24 protein-coding genes are annotated in these 22,175 nt (G+C 27.5%); 11 read left to right on the forward strand and 13 right to left on the reverse strand.

Annotation, left to right across the window (positions count from 1 at the left end):
- The first annotated feature begins 14 nt into the window (after nucleotides 1-14).
- Genes T324_RS0107015 through T324_RS0107030 form a run of 4 tightly spaced genes read left to right on the forward strand, consistent with a single transcriptional unit; the run spans nucleotide 15 to nucleotide 4,508 of the window.
- Nucleotides 15-1,109 (forward strand): FtsW/RodA/SpoVE family cell cycle protein, encoded by a 1,095-nt coding sequence (locus T324_RS0107015; protein WP_028329585.1) that lies wholly within the window; start codon nucleotides 15-17, stop codon nucleotides 1,107-1,109.
- Nucleotides 1,106-2,176, forward strand: coding sequence for a UDP-N-acetylglucosamine--N-acetylmuramyl-(pentapeptide) pyrophosphoryl-undecaprenol N-acetylglucosamine transferase (locus tag T324_RS0107020; protein WP_028329586.1), 1,071 nt, complete (start codon nucleotides 1,106-1,108; stop codon nucleotides 2,174-2,176). The genes T324_RS0107015 and T324_RS0107020 overlap by 4 nt, the downstream gene beginning before the upstream one ends.
- Nucleotides 2,177-2,215: 39 nt before the next feature.
- A complete protein-coding gene (gene murC / locus T324_RS0107025; protein WP_028329587.1) occupies nucleotides 2,216-3,604 on the forward strand; it encodes a UDP-N-acetylmuramate--L-alanine ligase in 1,389 nt (462 codons plus the stop codon).
- Nucleotides 3,573-4,508, forward strand: coding sequence for a UDP-N-acetylmuramate dehydrogenase (locus T324_RS0107030; protein ID WP_028329588.1), 936 nt, complete (start codon nucleotides 3,573-3,575; stop codon nucleotides 4,506-4,508). The genes murC and T324_RS0107030 overlap by 32 nt, the downstream gene beginning before the upstream one ends.
- An 86-nt stretch (nucleotides 4,509-4,594) precedes the next feature.
- Here the strand turns inward: T324_RS0107030 and T324_RS0107035 are convergent, their stop codons facing one another.
- The 6 genes from T324_RS0107035 to T324_RS0107060 form a co-directional block, all read right to left on the reverse strand.
- Nucleotides 4,595-5,794, reverse strand: coding sequence for a MalY/PatB family protein (locus T324_RS0107035; protein ID WP_028329589.1), 1,200 nt, complete (start codon nucleotides 5,792-5,794; stop codon nucleotides 4,595-4,597).
- A 46-nt stretch (nucleotides 5,795-5,840) separates the two neighbouring features.
- Nucleotides 5,841-7,226: a sodium-dependent transporter gene (locus T324_RS0107040; protein ID WP_028329590.1), complete on the reverse strand. Its 1,386-nt coding sequence runs from the start codon at nucleotides 7,224-7,226 to the stop codon at nucleotides 5,841-5,843.
- Between the two features lie 121 nt (nucleotides 7,227-7,347).
- Entirely contained in the window at nucleotides 7,348-7,941 is a 594-nt protein-coding gene (locus T324_RS0107045) for a hypothetical protein (protein WP_028329591.1), read from the reverse strand.
- Complete coding sequence (locus tag T324_RS0107050) at nucleotides 7,941-8,597, reverse strand: LOG family protein (protein ID WP_028329592.1); 657 nt, start codon at nucleotides 8,595-8,597, stop codon at nucleotides 7,941-7,943. The genes T324_RS0107045 and T324_RS0107050 overlap by 1 nt, the downstream gene beginning before the upstream one ends.
- An 18-nt stretch (nucleotides 8,598-8,615) precedes the next feature.
- Nucleotides 8,616-8,936 (reverse strand): YbjQ family protein, encoded by a 321-nt coding sequence (locus tag T324_RS0107055; RefSeq protein ID WP_084548621.1) that lies wholly within the window; start codon nucleotides 8,934-8,936, stop codon nucleotides 8,616-8,618.
- Between the two features lie 12 nt (nucleotides 8,937-8,948).
- Complete coding sequence (locus T324_RS0107060) at nucleotides 8,949-9,275, reverse strand: YbjQ family protein (protein WP_028329594.1); 327 nt, start codon at nucleotides 9,273-9,275, stop codon at nucleotides 8,949-8,951.
- Between the two features lie 161 nt (nucleotides 9,276-9,436).
- Here T324_RS0107060 and T324_RS0107065 point away from each other — a divergent pair, with 161 nt between their 5' ends.
- Both T324_RS0107065 and T324_RS0107070 read left to right on the forward strand, forming a co-directional pair.
- Nucleotides 9,437-10,039, forward strand: a complete 603-nt coding sequence (locus tag T324_RS0107065) for a hypothetical protein (RefSeq protein ID WP_028329595.1) — start codon at nucleotides 9,437-9,439, stop codon at nucleotides 10,037-10,039.
- Between the two features lie 32 nt (nucleotides 10,040-10,071).
- Nucleotides 10,072-11,076: a calcium/sodium antiporter gene (locus tag T324_RS0107070; RefSeq protein ID WP_028329596.1), complete on the forward strand. Its 1,005-nt coding sequence runs from the start codon at nucleotides 10,072-10,074 to the stop codon at nucleotides 11,074-11,076.
- Between the two features lie 57 nt (nucleotides 11,077-11,133).
- Here the strand turns inward: T324_RS0107070 and T324_RS0107075 are convergent, their stop codons facing one another.
- The 3 genes from T324_RS0107075 to T324_RS0107085 all read right to left on the reverse strand — a co-directional run bounded on the left by T324_RS0107075 (nucleotide 11,134) and on the right by T324_RS0107085 (nucleotide 12,897).
- The gene (locus tag T324_RS0107075; protein WP_028329597.1) at nucleotides 11,134-11,472 is read right to left on the reverse strand and encodes a cupin domain-containing protein; all 339 of its coding nucleotides are present in this window, start codon (nucleotides 11,470-11,472) and stop codon (nucleotides 11,134-11,136) included.
- A 97-nt stretch (nucleotides 11,473-11,569) separates the two neighbouring features.
- Nucleotides 11,570-11,917 carry a cupin domain-containing protein gene (locus T324_RS0107080; RefSeq protein WP_028329598.1) on the reverse strand — a complete coding sequence of 116 codons (348 nt, stop codon included), beginning with the start codon at nucleotides 11,915-11,917 and terminating at the stop codon, nucleotides 11,570-11,572.
- 170 nt (nucleotides 11,918-12,087) lie between these two features.
- Nucleotides 12,088-12,897, reverse strand: coding sequence for an ATP-binding protein (locus T324_RS0107085; RefSeq protein WP_028329599.1), 810 nt, complete (start codon nucleotides 12,895-12,897; stop codon nucleotides 12,088-12,090).
- Between the two features lie 171 nt (nucleotides 12,898-13,068).
- Here T324_RS0107085 and rfaE2 point away from each other — a divergent pair, with 171 nt between their 5' ends.
- Nucleotides 13,069-13,527, forward strand: a complete 459-nt coding sequence (gene rfaE2 / locus T324_RS0107090) for a D-glycero-beta-D-manno-heptose 1-phosphate adenylyltransferase (RefSeq protein ID WP_051436809.1) — start codon at nucleotides 13,069-13,071, stop codon at nucleotides 13,525-13,527.
- A 16-nt stretch (nucleotides 13,528-13,543) separates the two neighbouring features.
- Nucleotides 13,544-14,500, forward strand: a complete 957-nt coding sequence (rfaD, locus tag T324_RS0107095) for an ADP-glyceromanno-heptose 6-epimerase (RefSeq protein ID WP_028329601.1) — start codon at nucleotides 13,544-13,546, stop codon at nucleotides 14,498-14,500.
- A gap of 27 nt (nucleotides 14,501-14,527) precedes the next feature.
- Here rfaD and T324_RS0107100 read toward each other — a convergent pair whose 3' ends face one another.
- Complete coding sequence (locus T324_RS0107100; RefSeq protein WP_156920150.1) at nucleotides 14,528-14,911, reverse strand: hypothetical protein; 384 nt, start codon at nucleotides 14,909-14,911, stop codon at nucleotides 14,528-14,530.
- 184 nt (nucleotides 14,912-15,095) lie between these two features.
- On the opposite strand from T324_RS0107100, the gene T324_RS0107105 reads away from it, so the two are divergent.
- Complete coding sequence (locus tag T324_RS0107105) at nucleotides 15,096-15,542, forward strand: CAP domain-containing protein (RefSeq protein WP_028329603.1); 447 nt, start codon at nucleotides 15,096-15,098, stop codon at nucleotides 15,540-15,542.
- A 21-nt stretch (nucleotides 15,543-15,563) separates the two neighbouring features.
- The gene (locus tag T324_RS0107110) at nucleotides 15,564-15,752 is read left to right on the forward strand and encodes a hypothetical protein (RefSeq protein ID WP_028329604.1); all 189 of its coding nucleotides are present in this window, start codon (nucleotides 15,564-15,566) and stop codon (nucleotides 15,750-15,752) included.
- 2 nt (nucleotides 15,753-15,754) lie between these two features.
- On the opposite strand, the gene T324_RS16955 is transcribed toward T324_RS0107110, so the two are convergent.
- From T324_RS16955 to T324_RS0107125, 3 genes are all read right to left on the reverse strand, one after another.
- Nucleotides 15,755-16,723: a glycosyltransferase family 32 protein gene (locus T324_RS16955; RefSeq protein WP_051436810.1), complete on the reverse strand. Its 969-nt coding sequence runs from the start codon at nucleotides 16,721-16,723 to the stop codon at nucleotides 15,755-15,757.
- A 328-nt stretch (nucleotides 16,724-17,051) separates the two neighbouring features.
- Nucleotides 17,052-19,373, reverse strand: coding sequence for a ribonucleoside-diphosphate reductase subunit alpha (locus tag T324_RS0107120; protein WP_028329605.1), 2,322 nt, complete (start codon nucleotides 19,371-19,373; stop codon nucleotides 17,052-17,054).
- A gap of 15 nt (nucleotides 19,374-19,388) precedes the next feature.
- Complete coding sequence (locus tag T324_RS0107125; protein WP_028329606.1) at nucleotides 19,389-20,462, reverse strand: ribonucleotide-diphosphate reductase subunit beta; 1,074 nt, start codon at nucleotides 20,460-20,462, stop codon at nucleotides 19,389-19,391.
- Between the two features lie 241 nt (nucleotides 20,463-20,703).
- Between T324_RS0107125 and T324_RS0107130 the strand changes: the two genes are divergently transcribed.
- Nucleotides 20,704-22,143: an aminoacyl-histidine dipeptidase gene (locus T324_RS0107130; RefSeq protein ID WP_028329607.1), complete on the forward strand. Its 1,440-nt coding sequence runs from the start codon at nucleotides 20,704-20,706 to the stop codon at nucleotides 22,141-22,143.
- Nucleotides 22,144-22,175: the final 32 nt, after the last annotated feature.

Genomic DNA, 22,175 nt, shown 5'->3' on the forward strand with positions numbered 1-22,175 from the left:
AAGAGTTTTTATATATGGTAAGAAGAAAATTAATTCCAGATAGATATTTGTTAATCATATATGTAGCTTTATTAATAGCAGGATTAGTTGCTATATATGGAGCACAAACTATACATGAACCTAATGGGAGTTATTTTAATAATCATGTAAAATTATTATCTATTATGATAGCAGGCACTATTATATTACTTATAGTACCGGACTTTTTTGAAATTATAGATAAGATGGTTCCTTTATTGTTGTTAGTAACACTTATTTTATTGGCATGGGTTTATTTTTTTGGTATTACAGTTGCAGGAAGTCTTGCAAAAAGATGGCTTCTTATAGCTCCTGGAATTACTATACAGCCCTCAGAAATAGCAAAAATAACATTTTCAATATATTTAGCTAGTGTATTAAGTAAAAAAGGTGAGAAATTATTTGATATAAAAAAAGGGTTGGCACCTCCGTTTGCTGTTTTATGTGCAATTTCAGGATTAATATTAATAGAACCGGACTCAGGAACGGCACTTTTATTTGCTATGGTTGGTTTTTCCATATTTTTTTATGGTGGTATACCTTTTAGATCATTGCTTCTTTCAGCATTGTTTTTAATGGTGGTTTTTGCTTTATTTATTTTTAATGTTCCATATATGAGAAGCAGAGTTCATTCTTATCTTGATCCTCATAGTCAATCAGAAGAGGATATTTATCAAATAAGAAGGGCTAAGTTAGCATTTAATTATGGAGGAATAACTGGTATTCCTGATGAAGAAATAAGAGATGTAAGTACTCATTTACCAGCCGCTTTAACTGATTTTATATATGCATCTGTATCTCAAAGGTATGGTTTAATAGGTAATATTATAATATTGTTATTATTTCTTTCTTTTACTATCAGAGGTTTTATAATATCATCGCGGACAAATGATTTATTTTTGAAGAATCTTTCATTTGCAATTACAATGTTTATTAGTGTGCAGGCATATCTGAATATAATGGTTGCTACACTTATGATTCCAACTACAGGTATGCCTCTTCCAATAATTAGTTATGGAAGAAATGCTTTAGTTATTAACATGATTATGATTGCTATATTATTAAAAATAACTCAAAGGAGAGAACAATGAATATAATTTTATGCGGAGGAGGAACAGCTGGACATATTACCCCTGCAGTTTCAATATATGATTATGTAAAAAAACAAGGTCATAACCCTAGATTAGTAGTTGCAGCTAAAGATTATAATCTTATTCCTCATAATTATGATTTTAATACTATTAATATTAACCCTCCTGGAAATATGTTAAAGAATATATTGTTTTTATTGAAATTTATACCATCTCTGCTTAAAGCTGGTAGAATACTTGATAAACATAAACCAGATTGTGTAATAGGAATGGGAGGATTTGTATCATTACCAATGCTGCAAATGGCGAAATGGAAAAATATACCAATATTTTTATGCGAACAAAATTCCATACCTGGAAAAGTTAATAAAATATTTTATAAGCATGCTAGAAATACATATTTAACTTTCTCTAAAACATTAGAGTTTATGCCTAATGGAAAAGTATTTGGAAATCCTGTAAGAGAAGAGTTTTTCATTGTAAATAGAGAAGGTGCAAGAACCGTTATGAAATTAGGTAATGATGATAAATTATTAGTTGTTATGGGCGGTTCTCAAGGTGCTTTAAAATTGAATGAATTATTTTTTGAATGTATTAAAAATATAAAAGATAAGGTTCAAAATTTACATATAATATGGCTTGCAGGTCCTAAATGGGGAACTGAGATGATAGAAAGAGTTAACAAGGCAAAATTTGATAATGTAACAGTTCATAGTTATTATAAAGATATGTCTACATTACTTCATGCGGCTGATTTTGTTATATCAAGAGCTGGAAGCAGTTCTATTAGTGAGATATTAGCTGTTAATGTACCATCACTTTTGGTACCATTTCCTTATGCAACTGATAATCATCAATATTTTAATGCTTTGGATTTATTAAATAAAGATATGGCCTATTTAATAGAGGAATCTGATTTGACTGTAGAAAAATTAGAGAATGTTATAATTAACAATTTGAATAATAATGAAAGATTAATGGCTATGAGAGAAAATATAAAAAATAGTTGGTCTTCCAGAGCTGTTTCTATGATAGTTGATGATATAATGAGCACTTTAAATAAATAATAATTTGGTTGATATTTAAATAAAAAATTAGGAAAGTGAATGTTTACAAGAAGAAAAGAGAAGATACATTTTATAGGAATCGGCGGAATAGGTATGAGTGCTATAGCAAGCGTATTAAATGCTATAGGTTTTACTATAACTGGTAGTGATTTAGCTAAAACAGCTAAAACTGAATCTTTGGAAGCTTCTGGAATAAAAGTTTATTATGGACATAAAGCAGATAACATTGAGGATGATATAACAGCTGTTGTAACATCTTCTGCTATAAGCCCCACTAATGAAGAGATACTTACAGCTAAAGCTAAAAAGATAACTGTGATATCTAGAGGTGAAATGCTTGCCGAACTTATGCGTTTGAGGTATGGTATAGCAATATCTGGTTCTCATGGAAAAACTACAACAACTTCCTTAATTACTCAAATTATGATGTATGCAGGACTTAATCCGGTATGTATTATTGGGGGAAATCATTTTAATTTAAAAAGCAATGCAGCATGTAATGATTTAAAAAGCGAATATATGGTATGCGAAGCAGATGAAAGCGATGGAAGTTTTTTAAGGCTTTCTCCTGTAATTAATGTTGTTACTAATATTGATAATGATCATTTGGATTATTACGGAAATGTTGAAGCTTTGAGAGTTGCTTTTTTAGAATTTATTAATAAAGTTCCTTTTTACGGATGTTCTTTTTTATGTTTTGAAGACGATGTTGTAAAGGATTTATCTAAAAGTACAAATAAAAAATATTATTCTTACGGATTTTCACATGAGCATGATTTTTATGTTGATAAGAATTCTATTAGAGTAGAAGCTCCTATAACATATTTTAATGCTTATCATAATGGAGATATTCTTGGAGAGTTTAATATTCCATTGATAGGTATGCATAATGTATTGAATTCATTAGCTTCTATTGGGGTTGCTTTTCATTTAGGTATAGATATTGAAAGCATAAAAGAAGGGTTAAAAACATTTGAAGGTGTAGGAAGGAGATTAAATAAACTTTATGATAAGGAGATTATGTTGTTTGATGATTATGCTCATCATCCAACAGAAATTAAGGCTACATTATCATCAGTAAGGGGGGCTTATCCTAATAGGCGTATTATAGCAGTATTTCAGCCGCATAGATACACTAGAACAGAATTATTGCTGAATGATTTTGAATATGCTTTTAATGATGTTGATAATGTTATTATTACGGATATATATGCTGCAGGCGAGGCTCCTATACAGGGAATAAGCGGTGAGACTATATGTGATATAGTAAGAAGACAGAATAAAAATGTAAAATATGTAAAAAATATAGAAGATGTATTGTCTGTATTAAATGATATGAAAAAAGATGGAGATATAATATTAACTTTGGGGGCTGGCAATATAGTAAGGATTAGTAATGAGTATGCAAAACAATTATCAAGCAGTTGAGAAATTTCTCAATGATAATAATATAGAATATTATGTTAATCACCCTTTTAATAAATTCAGCAGTTTCAGTGTAGGCGGAAATGTTGATTTGTTTATAATAGTAAAAGAAATAAAATCTTTTTTAGAATTGGTTTCTTTTTTATATAATAATAATATAGACTATTTTGTTATGAGAGATGCTAACAGAGTTTTGGTATCAGATGAGGGGTATCGCGGCATTATGATATCTCTAGAGGGTGAATTTGAAAATTTCGAGTTTTTAGACAATGGAATTCTAAAAGCCAATGCTTCTGCTATTTTAGAAAGATTATCACATGAAGCTAGAATAAGAAATTTATCCGGATTAGAATTTCTAGCATTAGTTAATAGTAGGGTAGGGTCTGCCATTTATGAAAAATTGGAATCATTCGGTATGTCATTAATGAATATAGTAAAGAATGTTACAATTATAGATAAAAAGACTGCAAAGGTAAAAGAAATCAGTGCCGATGAATATGTATCTATGAATGAAGAGGATAAAAATAATATTGTCATATTATCTATTATATTTAAATTGGAAAATGATAATCCTGAGAGTATTGACAATAGAATAGATTGGTACAGATATATAAGAGGTTCTGTTGCACCTATGGAGGCAAATATAGGTCCTGTATTTGAAGATTTTGGAGATGTAAAGGCTTATGAGATGGTGGAGCGTGTAGGAGGACTTGATATGAAATACGGTGCTATGATATGGCATAAAAGGTTCCCAAATTATATTATCAACAATTGTATTAACAGCAATGAAGATAATAATGAGTTATGCAGAGCCATTGATGTTATAAATCTTATAGAAGATACAAGAAAAAAAATAGAACAGCATTATGATATAAACCCTAAAATAAATATAACTTTATTAGTATAAATTCATAATTCATATATTTTTATTAAGGTTCTTTATCTAGTAAAGAACCTTAATAATTTAATATATTAAAATAGTTATGTTTTATATCATTTATATTTTTTATTTTTTAGATTATTAATAACTTGTTGTGTAAAAAACTCAACATATTTAGTATCAGTTGCTATGTTAAGACGTATAAATCCTTTAGAATTCTCTCCGAACCATTCTCCAAAATCAACAGCTATACGGCAATCTGTTTGTATAAACTCTTTAACACGGTTTACATCAACAACTTTTCTCAAATCAAAAAATGGTAAGTAGGTTCCTTCCAAAGGAGATATTATTATATCCGGAACATTTTGATTTAATTGTGTTTTAATATATTCAAAATTATATTTAATAACATTGAGCAATCCTTCAAGCCAATATTCTCCATGTCTGTAAGCTGCTTCTGCTGCTATCAGTCCTAATAAATTAAAATCTGCTCTATGAGCTGCTGAGGCAAATTTTTTATATTTTTTTCTAAGTTCTTCATTTGGTATAAAAACATGGGAATTTAAAAGCGAAGCCATATTAAAAGTTTTAGAAGGAGCTGTAAAAACTATCAGTCTGTCAATATATTTATCTTTGTTTTTTATAGAAAGTGCTGAAATAAAAGGTCTTATCCCTAAATTGATGTCCTGATGTATTTCATCTGAAATTATGTAAACATTATGTCTTTTGCAAATTTCAAATACATTTTCTATTTCATCATTAGTCCAAACTCTTCCTACTGGATTATGAGGATTGCAGAATATTATTAATTTGACATTATTTTCTTTTATAGTATTTTCTAATTTGTCATAGTCTATTGTAAAAATACCATTATCATTTTTTAATTCGCAAGTTACAAGATTTCTGTTATTATCTTTTACTGCACTATGAAAAGGATAATATACAGGATTTAATATTAGTATATTGTCATTAACTTCTGTAAAAACTTGAACAGCCCAATAGAAACCAGTTACAACACCTGGAGAAAAAGACATCCATTCTCTTTCCAAATCTATATTGTATCTCTTTTTTTGCCAAGCAGAAAAAGCATCAAAGTAGCTATCCCATATATGAGTGTATCCGAATACTCCATGATCAACTCTTTTATGTAGTGCCTCTATAACTTCATCTGGCACTCTAAACTCCATATCCGCTACCCACATAGGGGTTAAATTAGCCTCGGCAAATCTTGGATCTGATTCAATATCCCATTTTACAGAATTAGTATTTTTTCTTGATACAGCATATTTGCTTATAAAATCTTTTACTTCCATTTTTATGTCCTTTTTTATTTGTAATGATTGGTATATATAATATATCTTATTTTAAGAAAAATCTAGCTATATATTCATAAAGAAATATTGCTAAAACTATAAAAGGTAGTATATAGCTTATATAAAACCTTAATTGTACAGGAAACTTTATCCCGTCACCTGTATTAGCCTCTTTTATAAAATTATCAAATCCCCATCCGAAATCTCTTGTACAGAAGAATAATGTTACCAAAGCACCTAATGGAAGTATGTTATTACTTACTATAAAATCAAGTAAATCCATGATAACTGTACCTTCTCCTAATGGTGCTATAAAAGACAAAACATTAAAACCTAATGTTGTAGGTAGGCTGAATATGAATAATAATATAAATAGTATTATGGAAGTTTTTTTTCTTGTAATTTTGAATCTGTCCATAATAAAAGAATATATATTTTCTAAAACACCTATTACAGTAGTAAGTGCCGCCATTGCCAAAAATAAGAAGAATAAAGCCCCCCATAATCTTCCTAAAGGCATAGAATTAAATATATTAGGCAAAGTTACAAATGCAAGTCCTGCTCCTTCACCAGGATTAACATTAAAAGCAAAACATGCCGGAAATACTACAAGTCCTGCAAATAAAGCAACCAATGTATCTAATGCTATTATTATTAATGCTTCACCTGTGAGAGATTGTTTTTTATCTATATAACTGCCAAATATAGCCATTCCTCCTTGTCCTACACTTAAAGAGAAAAAAGCCTGACCTATTGCCGCATAAAATATTGCTATGAACCCTGTAATACCATTGCCGAATAATTTATTTAAATCAGGTACTAAATAGAATTTTAATCCTTCTATAGCACCTTTCAATGTTAAAGCTCTTATTATTAAAAGAATTAACAAACCAAATAATGAAAGCATCATAAATTTGCTTGCTCTTTCTACACCTTGTTCCAATCCTGCAGAGCAAATCAGTATGCCTAGAAGAAGGCTTATACCCATCCATAAAGTTAATGTAGCTCCGTTTCCTAATACTCCATTAAAAAAATTACCTACTTCAGCGGCATTGAGTCCTGAAAATTTACCTGTTATCATGAAATAAAAATATGATAAACACCATCCGCATATAGTAGTATAAAAAAGCATAAGTATTACATTTCCAAGTATTTGAACATATCCTATTTTATGCCAATGATGTCCTTCTTTTTCTAATTTTTTAAAAGATGTTGCTATATCATGTCTTCCTGCTCTTCCTACAGCAAATTCCATTACCATTGGAGCGACACCTAAAATAATTATTGATATAATATATAATACAACAAAAGCACCGCCTCCATATTGTCCGGTTATATAAGGAAATCTCCAAACATTTCCCATTCCAACAGCACAGCCTGCTGATACCAATATAAATCCAAATCTGCTTCCTAATTTTTCTCTCTCTTTCATTATTATATACTCCGAATAGTTATAAACAACTTTTGAATTATACTATATATTGTAAATTATTAAAACTTACAATTACAAAAATAAAAAAATTATTTTATATATGATTTTATTTTGAATATAATTATTTAGAATCTGAAGAATATATTTTTTTTAGCCTTATTTCATCATAGAAAGATATTCTGTAGGAGTAAAGTTTAATTACCTTATCCAAGCTATCTAAATCAGGCTTAACATATAATGATACACTTACCAAATCTGAAGACCACCAAATAGTATATTCTTCAAATGTTTTTTTATAGTAAGTAAAATATTTAATATCTGTTTTAGTGATACTGCCGTATTTAAAAGTTAATTTTTCTTTTATATCATCTATTACAGCAAGTGTGGCAGGATCATAAAATGAAGGATTTTTGTAAATATCACCTATATGATTGCAAATTTCTATTCTATAAAGTTCATTGTTGTAAAAATATAAATAATATGCTAATTTTTCTTTATCATTTTTATATATATTAAGTATAGTATTATTTTTTACTTGAAATGATGCGGAAAAATCAGCATATAAATCTAAATTATAATTAGTAATTTTATTATCTGCTTCTTCAATACTCATCCCGAACTTTAAATTTTTATATCCGTCTAAATCAAAAAGCTCAGGTAGTTGAGCAAATATTGTGTTAAAACTTATTAATAAAATTATTAAAATATATTTCATTATTTTTTATAAAAATTATTTATGATATCTAATGCTTCCTGAGGAGTTTTAACATATTGTATTAAATCTAAATCCTCTTTATCTATATATTGTTCTTTAATCATATCTTTTTTCATCCAGCTTATAAGATCATTATAATAATCATAATTCATTACAAGCATTGGAATATTTTGTAAAACCTTAGTTTGTATTAGGGTAAGAGTTTCAAACATTTCATCCATTGTTCCAAAACCGCCTGGAAATATTATAATAGCTTTGGCGTATTTTAGGAACATAACCTTTCTAGCAAAGAAGTACCTAAATTTTATTTCTTCTTTGACATAAGGATTTGTTTTTTGTTCAAAAGGTAATTCTATACATAATCCAATCGAACCTGCATCAGCATCAAAAGCACCTTTATTTCCAGCTTCCATAATACCAGGGCCGCCTCCTGTTATTATATCATATTTATTCTCACCTAATAATTTTGCAGTTTCATAAGCTAATTTATAATGAGGATGATCTGGTGAAGTTCTTGCACTACCAAACATAGTAACAGCATTTTTGTAGTGAGACATAGTTTCAAATCCTTCTACAAATTCGCCCATTATTCTAAATATACGCCAGGATTCATTCGGCATATCAGAATTTTGCAATTCATAAGTTTCTCTTCTCATTAACTATATCCTTTTATATTATTTTATAATTACAGCAGTACCATAAGCAATAACTTCAGTAGTTCCTTCCATTACAGATGATGATGAATAATGTATTCCTATAATAGCATTAGCACCTAATTTTTTGGCTTCTTCAATCATTCTTTTGGTTGCTGTTTCTCTGGCTTCATTTATCATTTCTGTATAGCCTTCAACTTCTCCGCCTACTATGTTTTTTAATCCTGCAAGCAAGTCTTTTCCTATATGTTTAGCCTGAGCAATATTTCCTTTAACTAATCCTAATAATTCATAATTATAACTGCTTGGTAAATAATCTGTTGTGTATAGTTTTATATCCATTTAAATCTCCAGTTATTTTAATATAACAGCTGTGCCATAAGCAACAACTTCTACTGTACCAGGTAATACAGAGGATGATGAATAATTTATACCTATAATAGCATTAGCACCTAATTTTTTAGCTTCTTCAATCATTCTTTTAGTCGCTATTTCTCTAGCTTCATTAAGCATTTCTGTATAGCTTTCAACCTCACCGCCTACTATGTTTTTTAACCCTGCAAGTAAATCTTTTCCAACATGTTTAGCTAAAGATACATTTCCTTTAACTAATTCCAATGGTTCATAATTATAATTGCTTGGTAAATAACTTACTGTAAACATTTTGATATCTGAACTCATGTCATTTCCTTTTTATAATTTAAAATATTATGTTAATTAGTTTTTCGGAAATTAATCTATATCTTTAATCCTTTTTTATTTAATAAAAAATATGAGTATGCTATTTAAATTTGATGAAAATAATATAATATATTAACAAATATAATTATAGGATATTAATTATGGGAAAAGTTAAAAGCATTTTTACAATGGCAACTTTGCATCTTATTAAAGTTTTACTAGATTTTTCTTCAAAGGTATTGCCTGTTTTTATAATAGCAATAACTTTATTAAAATTAGCTAAAGTATTTGAGTTAGATTGGAGATTAATTATTGCTGTATTAGTATTAGAAGTGATACTTATAATAATTACAATAGTATTTTATTCTCTATTTTTCAAAAAAGATAATACTTCAAGTCAGTCTAGTAATGAAAATACAAATGTAGTAGAAAAACCAAAAAAATTACCAGTATTAAATATAGCAGCAGTTTTCTTTATATTTTTAGGTATTATATTTATAATATTGAAATTGTTTAAAGCTGTAACATGGAGCTGGGTTTGGGTATTATCCCCATTATGGCTTTCAACAGCATTAACTATATCTATACTTATTATATGTATAATAGTGTCTATTATTTCTGCTATATCAAAGAAAAATAAACAAAAAAGTATTGATGCTGAGGCAGGTAATAGTGCAGAAAGTAGTAATATAGAAAATACTTCTGATAATGTAGAAAAAACTAGTACTGATGAAACAGAAACAAAGACAGAAGATAATAATTAATTTAAATATATAATAATAGCAGAGGAATCAAAATGGATAATATATTGTTGAATATAGTTTTTACAGCAGCTGGAATATTATTGCTGTATCTTGGCGGAACTTATATTGTAGATGGAAGTGTAATGGTTGCCAATAAGCTTAAAATACCTCCAATAGTTATAGGATTAACAGTTGTTGCTATGGGTACATCTATGCCTGAGCTTTTTGTAAGTTTATTTGGTGCTCTTAGGGGAGAAAGTGCTATTGCAGTTGGTAATGTTATAGGCAGTAATATTTTTAATATAGTATTTGTACTTGGAATTTCTGCTTTATTTATGAATATGTGTGCCGGTAAAAAATCTTATTATGTATCAATGCTTTCAATGTTTATTATGTATATTGCTTTATGTATAATGCTTTTCAATATGAATACTAAAACATTAAGCGGAGATAAAATTTCAGTAATAGAGGGTGCTATACTTTTAATATTGTTATGTATATATGTTTATTATTTATATAATGTAATATCAAAAGATAAAGATGAAATGGCTTCTTTTGAGAAGGAAGTAGCATCATCTACAAAAACTCATTCTATAGCTAGAGCCATATTTAAAATAATAGTTGCAATATTAGCATTAGCTTTTGGTTCTGATATTTTTATTAAAGGTGTTACTGGAATATTTAGAAATTTCCTAAGCGAACATATAATAGGATTTATAGTAGTTGCTGTAGGTACAAGCATACCTGAACTTGTTACTAGTGTTATAGCAGCTATTAAAAAAGAATCTGATATATCTATAGGTAATATAGTGGGAAGCAACATATTTAATGTGGGCGGTGTGCTCGGAGTATCATCAATAGCTTCATTCAAATTTGGAGGCATACTTCTTAATCCTGAGCAGAATTATTTAATAGATTTTCTTATGATGGTATTTGCTGGGATATTATTGTTACTATTTACTTTGAAAGGCAAGAGTTTAGGAAAATTAAAAGGAAGTTTCTTTTTGGTAATTTATGTAGCCTATGTTATATATTTATTAAAAACTACTTCTGTTTAATAAAAAGAGGGCATGGGACTGAGAGTATCCCATGCCAAATTATGAATTTATTTAGGGTTATTCGGATTTCACTTGTAATACTAATACTTTAAATGCTTCTATAGATTTTAAAGAATGCACAGCATTAGCCGGTATCAATATGGATTCTTCTCTTGAAACTTCAAATTTATCATTGTCAATTGTTATTTCTGCTTTCCCTTCTATAACAGTAACCAAAACATCTCCTGTACTTGTGTGAGGAGATATTTCAGATCCTTTATCAACAGATATTATTTTTATTCCAAGACTTTTTCTATCAACTAATGTCAATGCTGATATAGAATTATTTTTGATTTCCAATAAATTATTTAATGATACAACTTTTTTATAATTAATATTATTGATAAAATTTTCCATCAATTTCCTCAATATCATTATTTTGTTAGTATTATCTAATATAATTAAATAAAAATCCGTTGCTATAGCAACAAAATATGATTTTTATAAATAAAATTTATTTTAATTCATCTCTTACTTGTATAATCAAAATTTTAGTTTTTTCTATACCTTTTAGTAAAGGTTCGCTTTTAGATGGTATTAGAAGAGCATCCCCAACTGATAGTATATATTTATTATCATCATTAAGTGTAATTTCTGCCTTACCTTCTAATAAATAAGACAATGAATCTCCTCCTATTGGATGTTTAGGCACAGTTACATTGCAGTCTATAACCATAATTTTCATTATTAGACTTTTTCTTTGTACTATAGAAAATGCATCTATTCCATTTTCTTTATAATCTACTAAGTCCTGAAGTTTAAAAACTTTTTTAGGTTCTATATTTTTTATAAATTCACACATATTTTTACTCCTTTAATTTATTTGTTATAATATCTTAACAATTGTTAGATTATATAAATATAAAACCAAAATAAAAAACAAAAAATAAAAAATAAGTTTTTAATTTTTGTTTTTTATTAAATTTACATAATTTATTATTGAAAAATTATATAATAATAGGTTATGAATAATTACATTATATTACCGTCTATAGAAATAATATATTCTTTTATTATTATATTCTTATTTGCAATTTCAAGTGCCTTCTGTACTATCATTTCAACTCCTCCGCAGCAAGGAACTTCCATTCTTACTATAGATATAGAGTGAATATTTTTATTTATAAATATATTGGCTAATTTTTCTATGTATCCATTTATATCCATATCTAGTTTAGGACAAAACATTATAAGTATTTTATCTTTTAAAAATCTTGAATGAAAATTAGGATAAGAAAAAGGAACACAGTCAGCAGCTATTAATAAATCGGCATTATCAAAATAATTGGCGTTAGGGTTTATTAATTTTAGCTGTATAGGCCAGTTTCTTAATTCTGAATTTATTTGTATGTTATTATTTTCTCCTCTAAATTGATTTCTCATATCTTTATGCATGCTTCCTGGACATCCGCAATGTTTATGTTCTTCCATATTTGGAACCTCCATATTATTATCTTTTAAATACTTCACAGCTTCATTAAAGAGTTTATCTTCTCCATGATCTTTTAAATGTTTTAAATGAGCTTTTATAACATTTTTTCCGCCTTTGACAATATTTTCCATAACTTTGCTTTCATTATATTCTTCAGCTTCTCTTTCTTCTATTTTCATAGCATTTTCAGGACAAGCCTTTATACAAGCACCAAGTCCGTCGCAAAATAAATCACTTATAAGTCTTGCTTTACCATCTATTATCTGCAATGCCCCTTCTGGACAATCTGGTATACATACGCCGCATCCTGTACATTTATCTTCATCTATTTTTATTATTCTTCTTTTCATTAATTCTCCTTACAATCATTGATATTTTATCAAAATAATAATATATTAAATCATAAAAATCTATTGCCTCAGCAACATTGAAATTTTCTATGTTTTCTAGTTAGATTAAAAAAATTATATAATGATGCTGTTAAAATTAAATTGTTATGATATAATTTAACAGGGTTTTTTATGAATAAAAAGTTAAAAGATAGAAATGAATTAAATATTATATTAGAAGATTACAGAAAAAATAATAAGAAAATAGTATTTACAAACGGATGTTTTGATATACTTCATCGCGGTCATGTAGAGTATTTGCAAAAAGCAAGAGAACTTGGAGATTTGCTTGTACTAGGATTAAATAGTGATTCTTCTGTAAAAAGATTAAAAGGGGAGAGCAGACCTATAAATAATGAAAATGACAGGGCTATTGTACTGGCGGCTTTGGAATGCATTACTTATATATCTATATTTGATGAAGACACTCCTCTTGAATTAATAAAGATAGTTAAGCCCGATATTTTAGTTAAGGGCGGTGATTATAAGATAGAAGATGTGGTTGGAAGAGAGTACTCTAAAGAAACAGTATTAATTGATTTTGTCAATGGGTATTCTACTACTAATATAATAAAAAAGATAAATAATTAAAATTTAGGAGTTTTATATGATTATTGTAACTGGAGGAGCTGGATTTATAGGTTCTAATATAGTTAGAGGATTAAATAATTTAGGTATAGATGATATATTAATAGTTGATAATTTAAAAAACGCTTCTAAACATAAAAATTTAAATAGAATTAATTTTAAAGATTATATAGATAAAGAAGATTTTAATTTAGATTATTTAACTTCATTTGTAAATAATAATAAAGTTGAGGCAATATTTCATCAAGGTGCTTGTTCTGATACTATGGAAACAGACGGTAAATATATGATGAGAAATAATTATGAATATACAAAAAATATTCTTCATGTTTGTTTGGATAAAAAAATAAGATTTTTATACGCTTCAAGTGCATCTGTATATGGAAACGGAGAAAATGGTTTTGAGGAAAATGAAAAAAATGAGTATCCTCTTAATGTGTATGCTTTTTCTAAATATCAATTTGACAGATATGTTAATAAATTATTCAAAGAAAATAAGATTAACAGTCAGGTTGTAGGACTTAGATATTTTAATGTATATGGGCCGCAGGAGAATCATAAAGGAAGAATGGCATCTGTTGCTTTCCATTTATTTAATCAGATAAAGGCTGGTGAAAAAATGAAAATATTTGAAGGAAGTGAAAATTTCCTTAGAGATTTCATACATATTGATGATGTTGTATCTGTTAATAATTTCTTTTTTGAGAATGAAAATAAATCTGGTATATTTAACTGCGGTACTGGAAAAGCTGAAAGTTTTGTTGAGATAGCTAAGGCTTTGAAAGAGGTTTATGCTTCTGCTGAGATAGAGTATATAGAGTTTCCGGATGCTTTAAAAGGAAAATATCAAAAATTTACACAGGCTAATTTGAAAAAATTAAAAAATGCTGGTTATAATAAAGATTTTATGAATGTTAATACTGGAGTAAAAAAATACGCTGAAGTTTTAGAAAAAAGTGGCGGATATTTAATGTAAATAAAGATAAAAAATAATATACATACTTTATAATTTATTCCATGTATGTATATTATTTTGTTTTAATTTTACAGCCCATATTAATATTATTGAACCTAATACAAAAAAGAATATGGAAAGAAATATTTTAGATTTATTTTGTAATTCTGTTATTTCATTATTTATTTTATCATAATATATTTCTTTTCTTGTATTTTTATTGGTCATGCTTATTATTCCGTTATATATATTGGTGGTACTGTATTTATTATTATCTATTTCAAAGCTGTAAATTACATAGCTTATATCTCTTTTCTTTATTCCATACTGATAATATGTGATATCATCAATATTTGCTGTTATTTTAATAATATTACCTTTTTTATAGTCTATAGTTTTTTTTATGTTTAAATACATTATTAAAACAGACATAATTAAAAACATAAAAGCTGTAAAAAATAGTATAACTTTGTATTTAAGAAATTTATATTTATTATTCATAATTTTATTTTATATTATATTAATTTATTATCAATAATTACAAAAAATATTTTACTTATATTACAAAAAATGGATTATATATTATATAGGGTAAAATATTTATAAGGAATTTTATATGAGAGTACAGTCATTATTTTTATTATTTTTTCTATTATCTGCATTATCAGTTTATGCTCAAGATGCAGAAGAGTCCAAAAGACTTTATGAATTAATAAATATGGAGAGGCAAAAAGCAGGTCTATATGAATACAAGACAGATGAAAATATTGAGAAAGCAGCTGCCACAAGGGCAGAGGAAATTTCTAAAGTTTTTGATTCGGTTAGACCAGATGGAAGTGAAATTTATACGGTTTATGCAGAAAATGGTATAAAAGTTGCGTATTATGGAGAATCTATAAGAACCGGTTATGAAACAGCAAGTGCTATGTTGAATGCTATGCTTAAAGATCCTGATGATTCTTCTTCTATATTGGATATAGATTATACCCATATTGGAGTTGGAATATATAAAAATGCTAAAAATACATATTGGGCTATAATATATTGCTCATTAGCAGAGTAATATATTTGAGGACTGGAATTAATGAAAAAGTTTATATTTATTTTTTGTATTATTTCTTCTTTTATTTTCATATCATGTGATGATGATAATGTTGAAGATAGAATCGACAAAGCAACTGACAAAATAGAAAAATCAATGGAAAGAGCTGAAGAAAAAATGGAAAAAGCAAGCGAACAGGCTGAAGAGAAAATAGATAATTTATTTGATTGATATTATATCTTATTTTTTAATATATTGCTAAATTCTCTATAGAACATATTAAATAAAGAATTTTCATTTGCTTCTGTATTCCATTGATTATGCCAATGATACGCATAGCATCCTGTAAAAAACTCTTTATAAGATGTAATATTTCCATTATAATTTGTAAAGAAATCATTAGGTGATGTTACAGGATAATCATATCTATTTTTATCTGTTATATTCCAAAGAGGATCAAAAAAAGCACATGGGAACACCATTAAATTTTTTAGCTGCACATTAGAAAAATTGAATATTATCCATGGTAAAACAGTTTGCTCTTTTTCTATTATTTGAACAGTTTCTTCTATCATATTTTTATCATTGATATATAATATAGCAGTATTAGCATAAGATTGTTTTTCCCATTGGTAACAAAAACTATTATCCAATATATCCGAAAAATCCCTTAAAAACATTACATCTAAATCAAAGTATACTATACCATTATATTTATTTTCTACTAAATACTTATATGGTATTAATAATCTAAAAGCATCTGCTCTTGCTGGTAATTTTTTCTTTTGATTAAATATATAATCAAATTGTTCAAAACATGTATTTTTTATTTCTAATTTAGGGTTATATGTTTTTATTTCAATAAGATTTTCCAATTCATTAATATATTTATTATTTAAATTTTCTTTTGTTGTTTTACTATCAATCCATAAATATATTTTAGGATTTTTTTGTGTACATAGTAATGACTTTATTGAAAGTACATGTTTTTCATTTATTTTTCCATACCAATATGAATGGTATGATATATTTGTGTTAATATTTTCTTTTTTATTATTTTCTAAATTATTTTTTAGGTATTCTATAGCATATTCATTGTCTGTATATAGTTTTGAATCATCAAGATGTTTAAAATTTGTATATTTTTCTCCAGATATAGGCATATCAGGGAATTTGACTTTTTTAAAATTAAAAAATATCATATATTCCCCCATAGAATATACAATTTAACATTTATCAAGGTTGATAAAAATTGTTTACATAATAAAAAAATTATTTTACGGTAATATTTGCGATGCGATGCGATGCGATGCGATGCGATGCGATGCGATGCGATGCGATGCGATGCGATGCGATGCATATTTTACTCCGTTGTTATTTTTTTATATAAAAACATCATATTATAATTTGAACTTAAAGTCAACTTAAAATTGTTTTATTAATTATATTTTTGTAGTTTTAAAATAAAAGGCTTAAGTTTACAATTAACTCAAGCCTTTTTATTTTTTATTAAATACTAATTGTTTTTTATCATGTACAAGATTCGCAAACTTCTTCTAGTTCAAAATTAGATTTAGGGGTTTTCATATAGTATAATGTTTTAAGTCCTAAATCCATGGCATATTGAATATCTTCCCAAAGCTCTTTAGCAGAATCCGGCTTAACATAATATAAATTTAATGACTGAGACTGATCTATATATCTTTGTCTTACAGCAGCAAGTTCTATTATTGTTTTTGCAGGTATAGCCCAGCATCTTTCATAATATTGTCTGTTTTTCTTTATATTAGGTACTAAACTAGGAAGCGTTTGTATTCCTTCTTCTACGAAAAATAAATCCACAATAGGTTCTATGCTTTCTGTAGCAGATACACTTTTTCCTGATGTAGCTGTAGGAGCTATAGCACCATGGAATGAAAAACGAACTCCGCTTGTTTTTATTTCTTCTGCTAGTTTATCCCATTTTTCTTTATCAAGTTTTACATCAAGTTTATTATTCTTATTTTTATTTAATAATGATATATGAAAAGGAGTTAATCCTTCTTTCCATTTTGACTCATTAAATGTTTTATAAGGCCCTCTCTCTTTTGAAAGTATATTAGAAGCTTCATATATATGATAATATAAATCATCAAAAATTTGATTTGTAAATTCTAAAGCCTCTTTATCTGTATATTTCAATTTATTAAAAGCAAGAAGATTTGCATAATTAATAACTCCTATTCCTATGGGCCTATTCTTTTTATTAGCAATTTCACCTTCTTTTACGGGATAAAATTGTGTATCTATTATATTATCGCATCCTCTTAAAAGCGTATAACAGAATGATTTTTTCTTTTCTGGTGTGAAACCTACCCATGACATTAGATTAACTGATACTAAATTACATATTCCAATTTCACCGCTTTTTTTTCTTTGTATAATTTCATATTCGCCGTCTTCATTTATAACATATTTTTCTTTTATAAGTTTTGAAGGATAGGAAGGTATAACTATTTCCTGACAAAGATTTGAAGCTCCTACAAATTTATTAACCATATTCTGTTCATTTATATTATCAACAAATGTTAAATATAAATTTCCTGTTTCCTGCCTTACTTTTAATATTTGAAATAATAAATCTTTAGCCCTTATTTTCTTTTTTCTTATAGAAGATTTACTTTCATAATACATATAAGCAACATTAAATTTTTCACCATATTCTTCATTAAGGAGAGGTGTTTCCTTAGGATCAAATAAAGTTATGTATCCATCTTTATTTACACGTTCTCTAAATATATTGCTTATTCTAATAGAGTAAACTAATTTTCTAGCTCTGGTATCTTCAGTTCCTCCTGCATCTTTTAGCATAATCAAATCAAGTACATCCAAATGCCACCAAGGAAAAGTAATAACACATGCACCTTTTCTAACTCCTCCTTGATTGAATGATGATATAGTTTGTTCTACTCTTTTTATGAATGGTATAGGTCCGTCAGAACGTCCTCTGTTAGTTTGTATTGTAGAGCCAGAAGCACGTATATATGAAGCATCATAAGCTATTCCTCCAGAAAATTTAGAATATAATGCCATATTGCTGTCTGTTTGATTCAAGCTCCAAGTATCATCATCAGGGGTATTTAATATACAGCTTGCAAGCTGAGCCTTTACTGTCATACTGTTAGCTATTCTAGGTGTTGCAAAAGTAACTTCATGTTTTGATAGCATATCATAAGTTCTTTTTATATATTTTAATCTCTCATTTTTGCTTATTTCTAATTTGTCTTTATTATTTCCTTTATAATAATCATCATAAAATGAGAACATAGCAGCTACCATATATGTTATTTGAGGAAGCTCTAGTTTTTTATTTCCTATGTTTTTACAGTATTTTTTATAGAATATTGCAAGTCCCTTATATGTAAAAAGCAAATCTCTGTCAGGTTCTATCATAGAATTTATTTTATCTAGTTCTTTATCTGTAAATAATTTTATTATATCCTTGTCGTATATTTTATATTTTATTCCTTTTTTCAAGAAATTTTTTATATGCGGATATGAACCTATTTTTTTAAGTCCGCATGTTTCTTTATATATCTTCATTAAATAAAGTTTTTCTGCTATAGTATCATAAATAGGGTATAAAGGACTTATCATATTAACAGCGGTATTTATGAGCTCATCATATAATACTTCTATTTTCATTTTATCATTAATTTTTATATTTAATCCTTCCAGAATTTGATTGGTGAATGCTTCTTTACCTTCTGTAGCCCAATTTATAACCTTTCTCAGTTTTTCCTCATTGTACGGCTCTTCTCTTCCATCTCTTTTTATTATAATATGCTTTTTACCTTTTCCAAATTCTATCATAATTTACCCCAGTTATTATAAATCGTTCTTTAATGCACCTTTTTGATAAGATGTATTAGTAGTTTCCTGTAAGGCTGCATTTTGTTTGTTTATATCTCTATAGCTGTTAAACCAATCTATTATATCAGATTTCTTTTCAGATAAATATTCAGTTTCAACTCCTATCTCTTTTAATCTCACTCCAGCCCAATATTTTATAAAATGTTCGCTTACAGAGGAGTTGATACCTAATACTTCTTTATCATCAAATAGATATTTAGCCCATTTTATCTCTTCATTTACAGTAAATTCTGTCATTGCTTTAGCCATATCATTAAACCAACCATTTTTAAATAGGTGAGAAAAACCTTGATTATCCTCTTTTCTAAGAATAGTCATTACATTTTTACCAGTAGGTACATGAACATTTAATTCATCATGTGCTATCAATTTAATAGTTTTTGTAAATCCGGCTATAGCATTATCATAACTGTTATTTATTGTAAAAGTTACAAGAAATGAAAATGGAAATTTTATACCTTCAAGCAAATATATTCCAACTAATAATTTTAAGATAGCTTGTTTTTTCTCATCTAATGAAGCATTTGACCCTTCAAGATTGCATAATTCATCAACATTTCCAAACAGTTCAACTTCTTTCTCCATTCTATGTTTTACGAACTCATCATTATAAACCAAATCTAATGTATCAGTTGCTTCATGTCCGAATACCTCAGAAAGTCCGTAAGAGTAGCTTTCAGCATGTATATTTTCCTCTATTGCTATTCTGGCATAAAGAATAGACCATATAGAACTAGTTACAATTCTATTTAATATTGATGAAAATCCGCTTGTAACCCCGCTGTCCATTAATGTTTGATATGCTATGTTTAATTTAAAAGCCCTTTGAGCATCTTCCGGAAGTGAAGAAAATCTAGTTTTATCAGATTTGTAATCAACTTCTTTAGAAAACCATGTATTTCCTTCACTTGCTTCTTTTAATTTTCTAGCTATTTCATGACTTACAGAGTCTATTCTTATATAGTGACCGAAATCTCCAAAAAATATTCTTTCATTTTCTGGTTTTTTATCTATATCAATTACTTTCATTTATATCTCCTATGTATTTTTATGTATTTTAGAATTTAATTAGTTATTCTAATTTTATTTTTTATATTTGTCAAGGAATTTTATTTATTGTAAATATAATCAATATTTTTGTTATAAAACATTTTGTACTTATTTTTTAATATTGTTGAAGTTATTATTGACATAGCTTAATACCGTGATAAAATATATGGATTAAAAAATTATGTATTTATTAAATGCTGAATATTTAAAGGGGTTTTGTATGAGTTTAGATAGTTTAAAAAGTCTTGATTCAAAAGAGGTTTTTAGATGGTTTGCTGAGATAAGTAAGATTCCAAGAGAATCAGCCCATGAAAAAGAAATTAGCGATTTTTTAGTAAACTTTGCAAAAGATAGAAATTTAGAAGTTTATCAGGATAAAGAAAATAATGTAATTATAAAGAAAAAAGCTTTTTCAGGATATGAAAATTTAGAACCTGTTATAATACAGGGACATATGGATATGGTTTGTGAAAAAACAAAAGAATCAAATCATGATTTTAGAAAAGATCCTATAGAATTAATACTTGAGGGAGATATTTTAAGAGCTAATAATACGACTTTAGGTGCTGATGATGGTATTGCGGTTGCTTTTGCTCTTGCTTTGCTTGATTCTAACGATATACCTCATCCGGCATTGGAAGTTTTAATAACAACGGCAGAAGAAACTAGTATGCATGGGGCATTTTATGTTACTTCTGAGCATTTACAAGGAAAGACTCTTATAAATATAGATGCTGAGGAAGAGGGAGTATTCTTTGTCAGCTGTGCAGGCGGTATTAATACAATAATCGATTTTGATATTGTTAGAGAATCGAATAGTAATGATGCTTTAAAAATAGAAATTTCCGGACTTAAAGGCGGACATTCCGGTATGGAAATTCATAATCAAAGAGCTAATGCTATTAAGATTTTATCTAGGATTTTGTATTCTGTAAAAAATGATATTAATATTCACTCTATATCCGGCGGTTCTAAACGTAATGCTATAGCAAAGAATTCTGAGGCTATAATAACTTCCAACAATATAGATAAAGTGAAATCCAGCATAGAAGAGATTTCTAAAAATATAAAAAATGAATATAAAATAGAAGATCCTGATATGAAAATATCAATTTCTAAATGTGATAATATTAAAGAATGCTTTACTAAAGAGTTAACAAATAATGTTATAGATTTTCTTATGCTTACACCGGATGGAGTTCTTTATATGAGCAGGGATATTGAAGGTTTAGTACAAACAAGTGCCAATAATGGTGTATTAAAAGAGGAAAATGGAAAGTTAAATTTAGTTATATCAATAAGAAGCTGTGTTGAAAGTTCATCTATGGAAATTGTAGCGAGAGTGGAGGATATAGCATTGAGAACAAATGCCCATTTTAAGGCGTCAAGTGGATATCCTGCTTGGCAGTATGATCCTAATTCAAAGATAAAAGATGTAGCTGCTGAAGTATACAAAAAAGTTACAGGTAAAGATGCTGAAATGAAAGCTATACATGCAGGTTTGGAATGCGGCATATTAAAGAAACCTCTTCCAAATGTTGATATGATAAGTATGGGACCTAATATTTATGATGTACATACTCCTAAAGAACATTTAAGCATATCTTCTGTTGATAGAATGTGGAAGTTTTTAAAAGAGCTTATTATTAATATAAAATAATTTCATAATAAGTTTTTTAAATTATTATAAAT

The organism is Brachyspira alvinipulli ATCC 51933, from assembly GCF_000518245.1.
Classification (GTDB): domain Bacteria; phylum Spirochaetota; class Brachyspiria; order Brachyspirales; family Brachyspiraceae; genus Brachyspira; species Brachyspira alvinipulli.

Coding starts and splice junctions, on each gene's coding strand:
- rfaD (WP_028329601.1), top strand. CDS start 13,544: ATGATTATTGTAACTGGAGGAGCTGGATTTATAGGTTCTAATATAGTT.
- T324_RS0107120 (WP_028329605.1), bottom strand. CDS start 19,373: ATGATAGAATTTGGAAAAGGTAAAAAGCATATTATAATAAAAAGAGAT.
- T324_RS0107105 (WP_028329603.1), top strand. CDS start 15,096: ATGAGAGTACAGTCATTATTTTTATTATTTTTTCTATTATCTGCATTA.
- T324_RS0107130 (WP_028329607.1), top strand. CDS start 20,704: ATGAGTTTAGATAGTTTAAAAAGTCTTGATTCAAAAGAGGTTTTTAGA.
- rfaE2 (WP_051436809.1), top strand. CDS start 13,069: ATGAATAAAAAGTTAAAAGATAGAAATGAATTAAATATTATATTAGAA.
- T324_RS0107055 (WP_084548621.1), bottom strand. CDS start 8,936: ATGGATATAAAACTATACACAACAGATTATTTACCAAGCAGTTATAAT.
- T324_RS0107040 (WP_028329590.1), bottom strand. CDS start 7,226: ATGAAAGAGAGAGAAAAATTAGGAAGCAGATTTGGATTTATATTGGTA.
- T324_RS0107065 (WP_028329595.1), top strand. CDS start 9,437: ATGGGAAAAGTTAAAAGCATTTTTACAATGGCAACTTTGCATCTTATT.
- T324_RS0107015 (WP_028329585.1), top strand. CDS start 15: ATGGTAAGAAGAAAATTAATTCCAGATAGATATTTGTTAATCATATAT.
- T324_RS0107070 (WP_028329596.1), top strand. CDS start 10,072: ATGGATAATATATTGTTGAATATAGTTTTTACAGCAGCTGGAATATTA.
- T324_RS0107100 (WP_156920150.1), bottom strand. CDS start 14,911: ATGTCTGTTTTAATAATGTATTTAAACATAAAAAAAACTATAGACTAT.
- T324_RS0107080 (WP_028329598.1), bottom strand. CDS start 11,917: ATGTGTGAATTTATAAAAAATATAGAACCTAAAAAAGTTTTTAAACTT.
- T324_RS0107045 (WP_028329591.1), bottom strand. CDS start 7,941: ATGAAATATATTTTAATAATTTTATTAATAAGTTTTAACACAATATTT.
- T324_RS0107060 (WP_028329594.1), bottom strand. CDS start 9,275: ATGAGTTCAGATATCAAAATGTTTACAGTAAGTTATTTACCAAGCAAT.
- T324_RS0107125 (WP_028329606.1), bottom strand. CDS start 20,462: ATGAAAGTAATTGATATAGATAAAAAACCAGAAAATGAAAGAATATTT.
- T324_RS0107075 (WP_028329597.1), bottom strand. CDS start 11,472: ATGGAAAATTTTATCAATAATATTAATTATAAAAAAGTTGTATCATTA.
- T324_RS0107020 (WP_028329586.1), top strand. CDS start 1,106: ATGAATATAATTTTATGCGGAGGAGGAACAGCTGGACATATTACCCCT.
- T324_RS0107110 (WP_028329604.1), top strand. CDS start 15,564: ATGAAAAAGTTTATATTTATTTTTTGTATTATTTCTTCTTTTATTTTC.
- T324_RS0107085 (WP_028329599.1), bottom strand. CDS start 12,897: ATGAAAAGAAGAATAATAAAAATAGATGAAGATAAATGTACAGGATGC.
- T324_RS0107035 (WP_028329589.1), bottom strand. CDS start 5,794: ATGGAAGTAAAAGATTTTATAAGCAAATATGCTGTATCAAGAAAAAAT.
- T324_RS0107050 (WP_028329592.1), bottom strand. CDS start 8,597: ATGAGAAGAGAAACTTATGAATTGCAAAATTCTGATATGCCGAATGAA.
- T324_RS16955 (WP_051436810.1), bottom strand. CDS start 16,723: ATGATATTTTTTAATTTTAAAAAAGTCAAATTCCCTGATATGCCTATA.
- murC (WP_028329587.1), top strand. CDS start 2,216: ATGTTTACAAGAAGAAAAGAGAAGATACATTTTATAGGAATCGGCGGA.
- T324_RS0107030 (WP_028329588.1), top strand. CDS start 3,573: ATGAGTATGCAAAACAATTATCAAGCAGTTGAGAAATTTCTCAATGAT.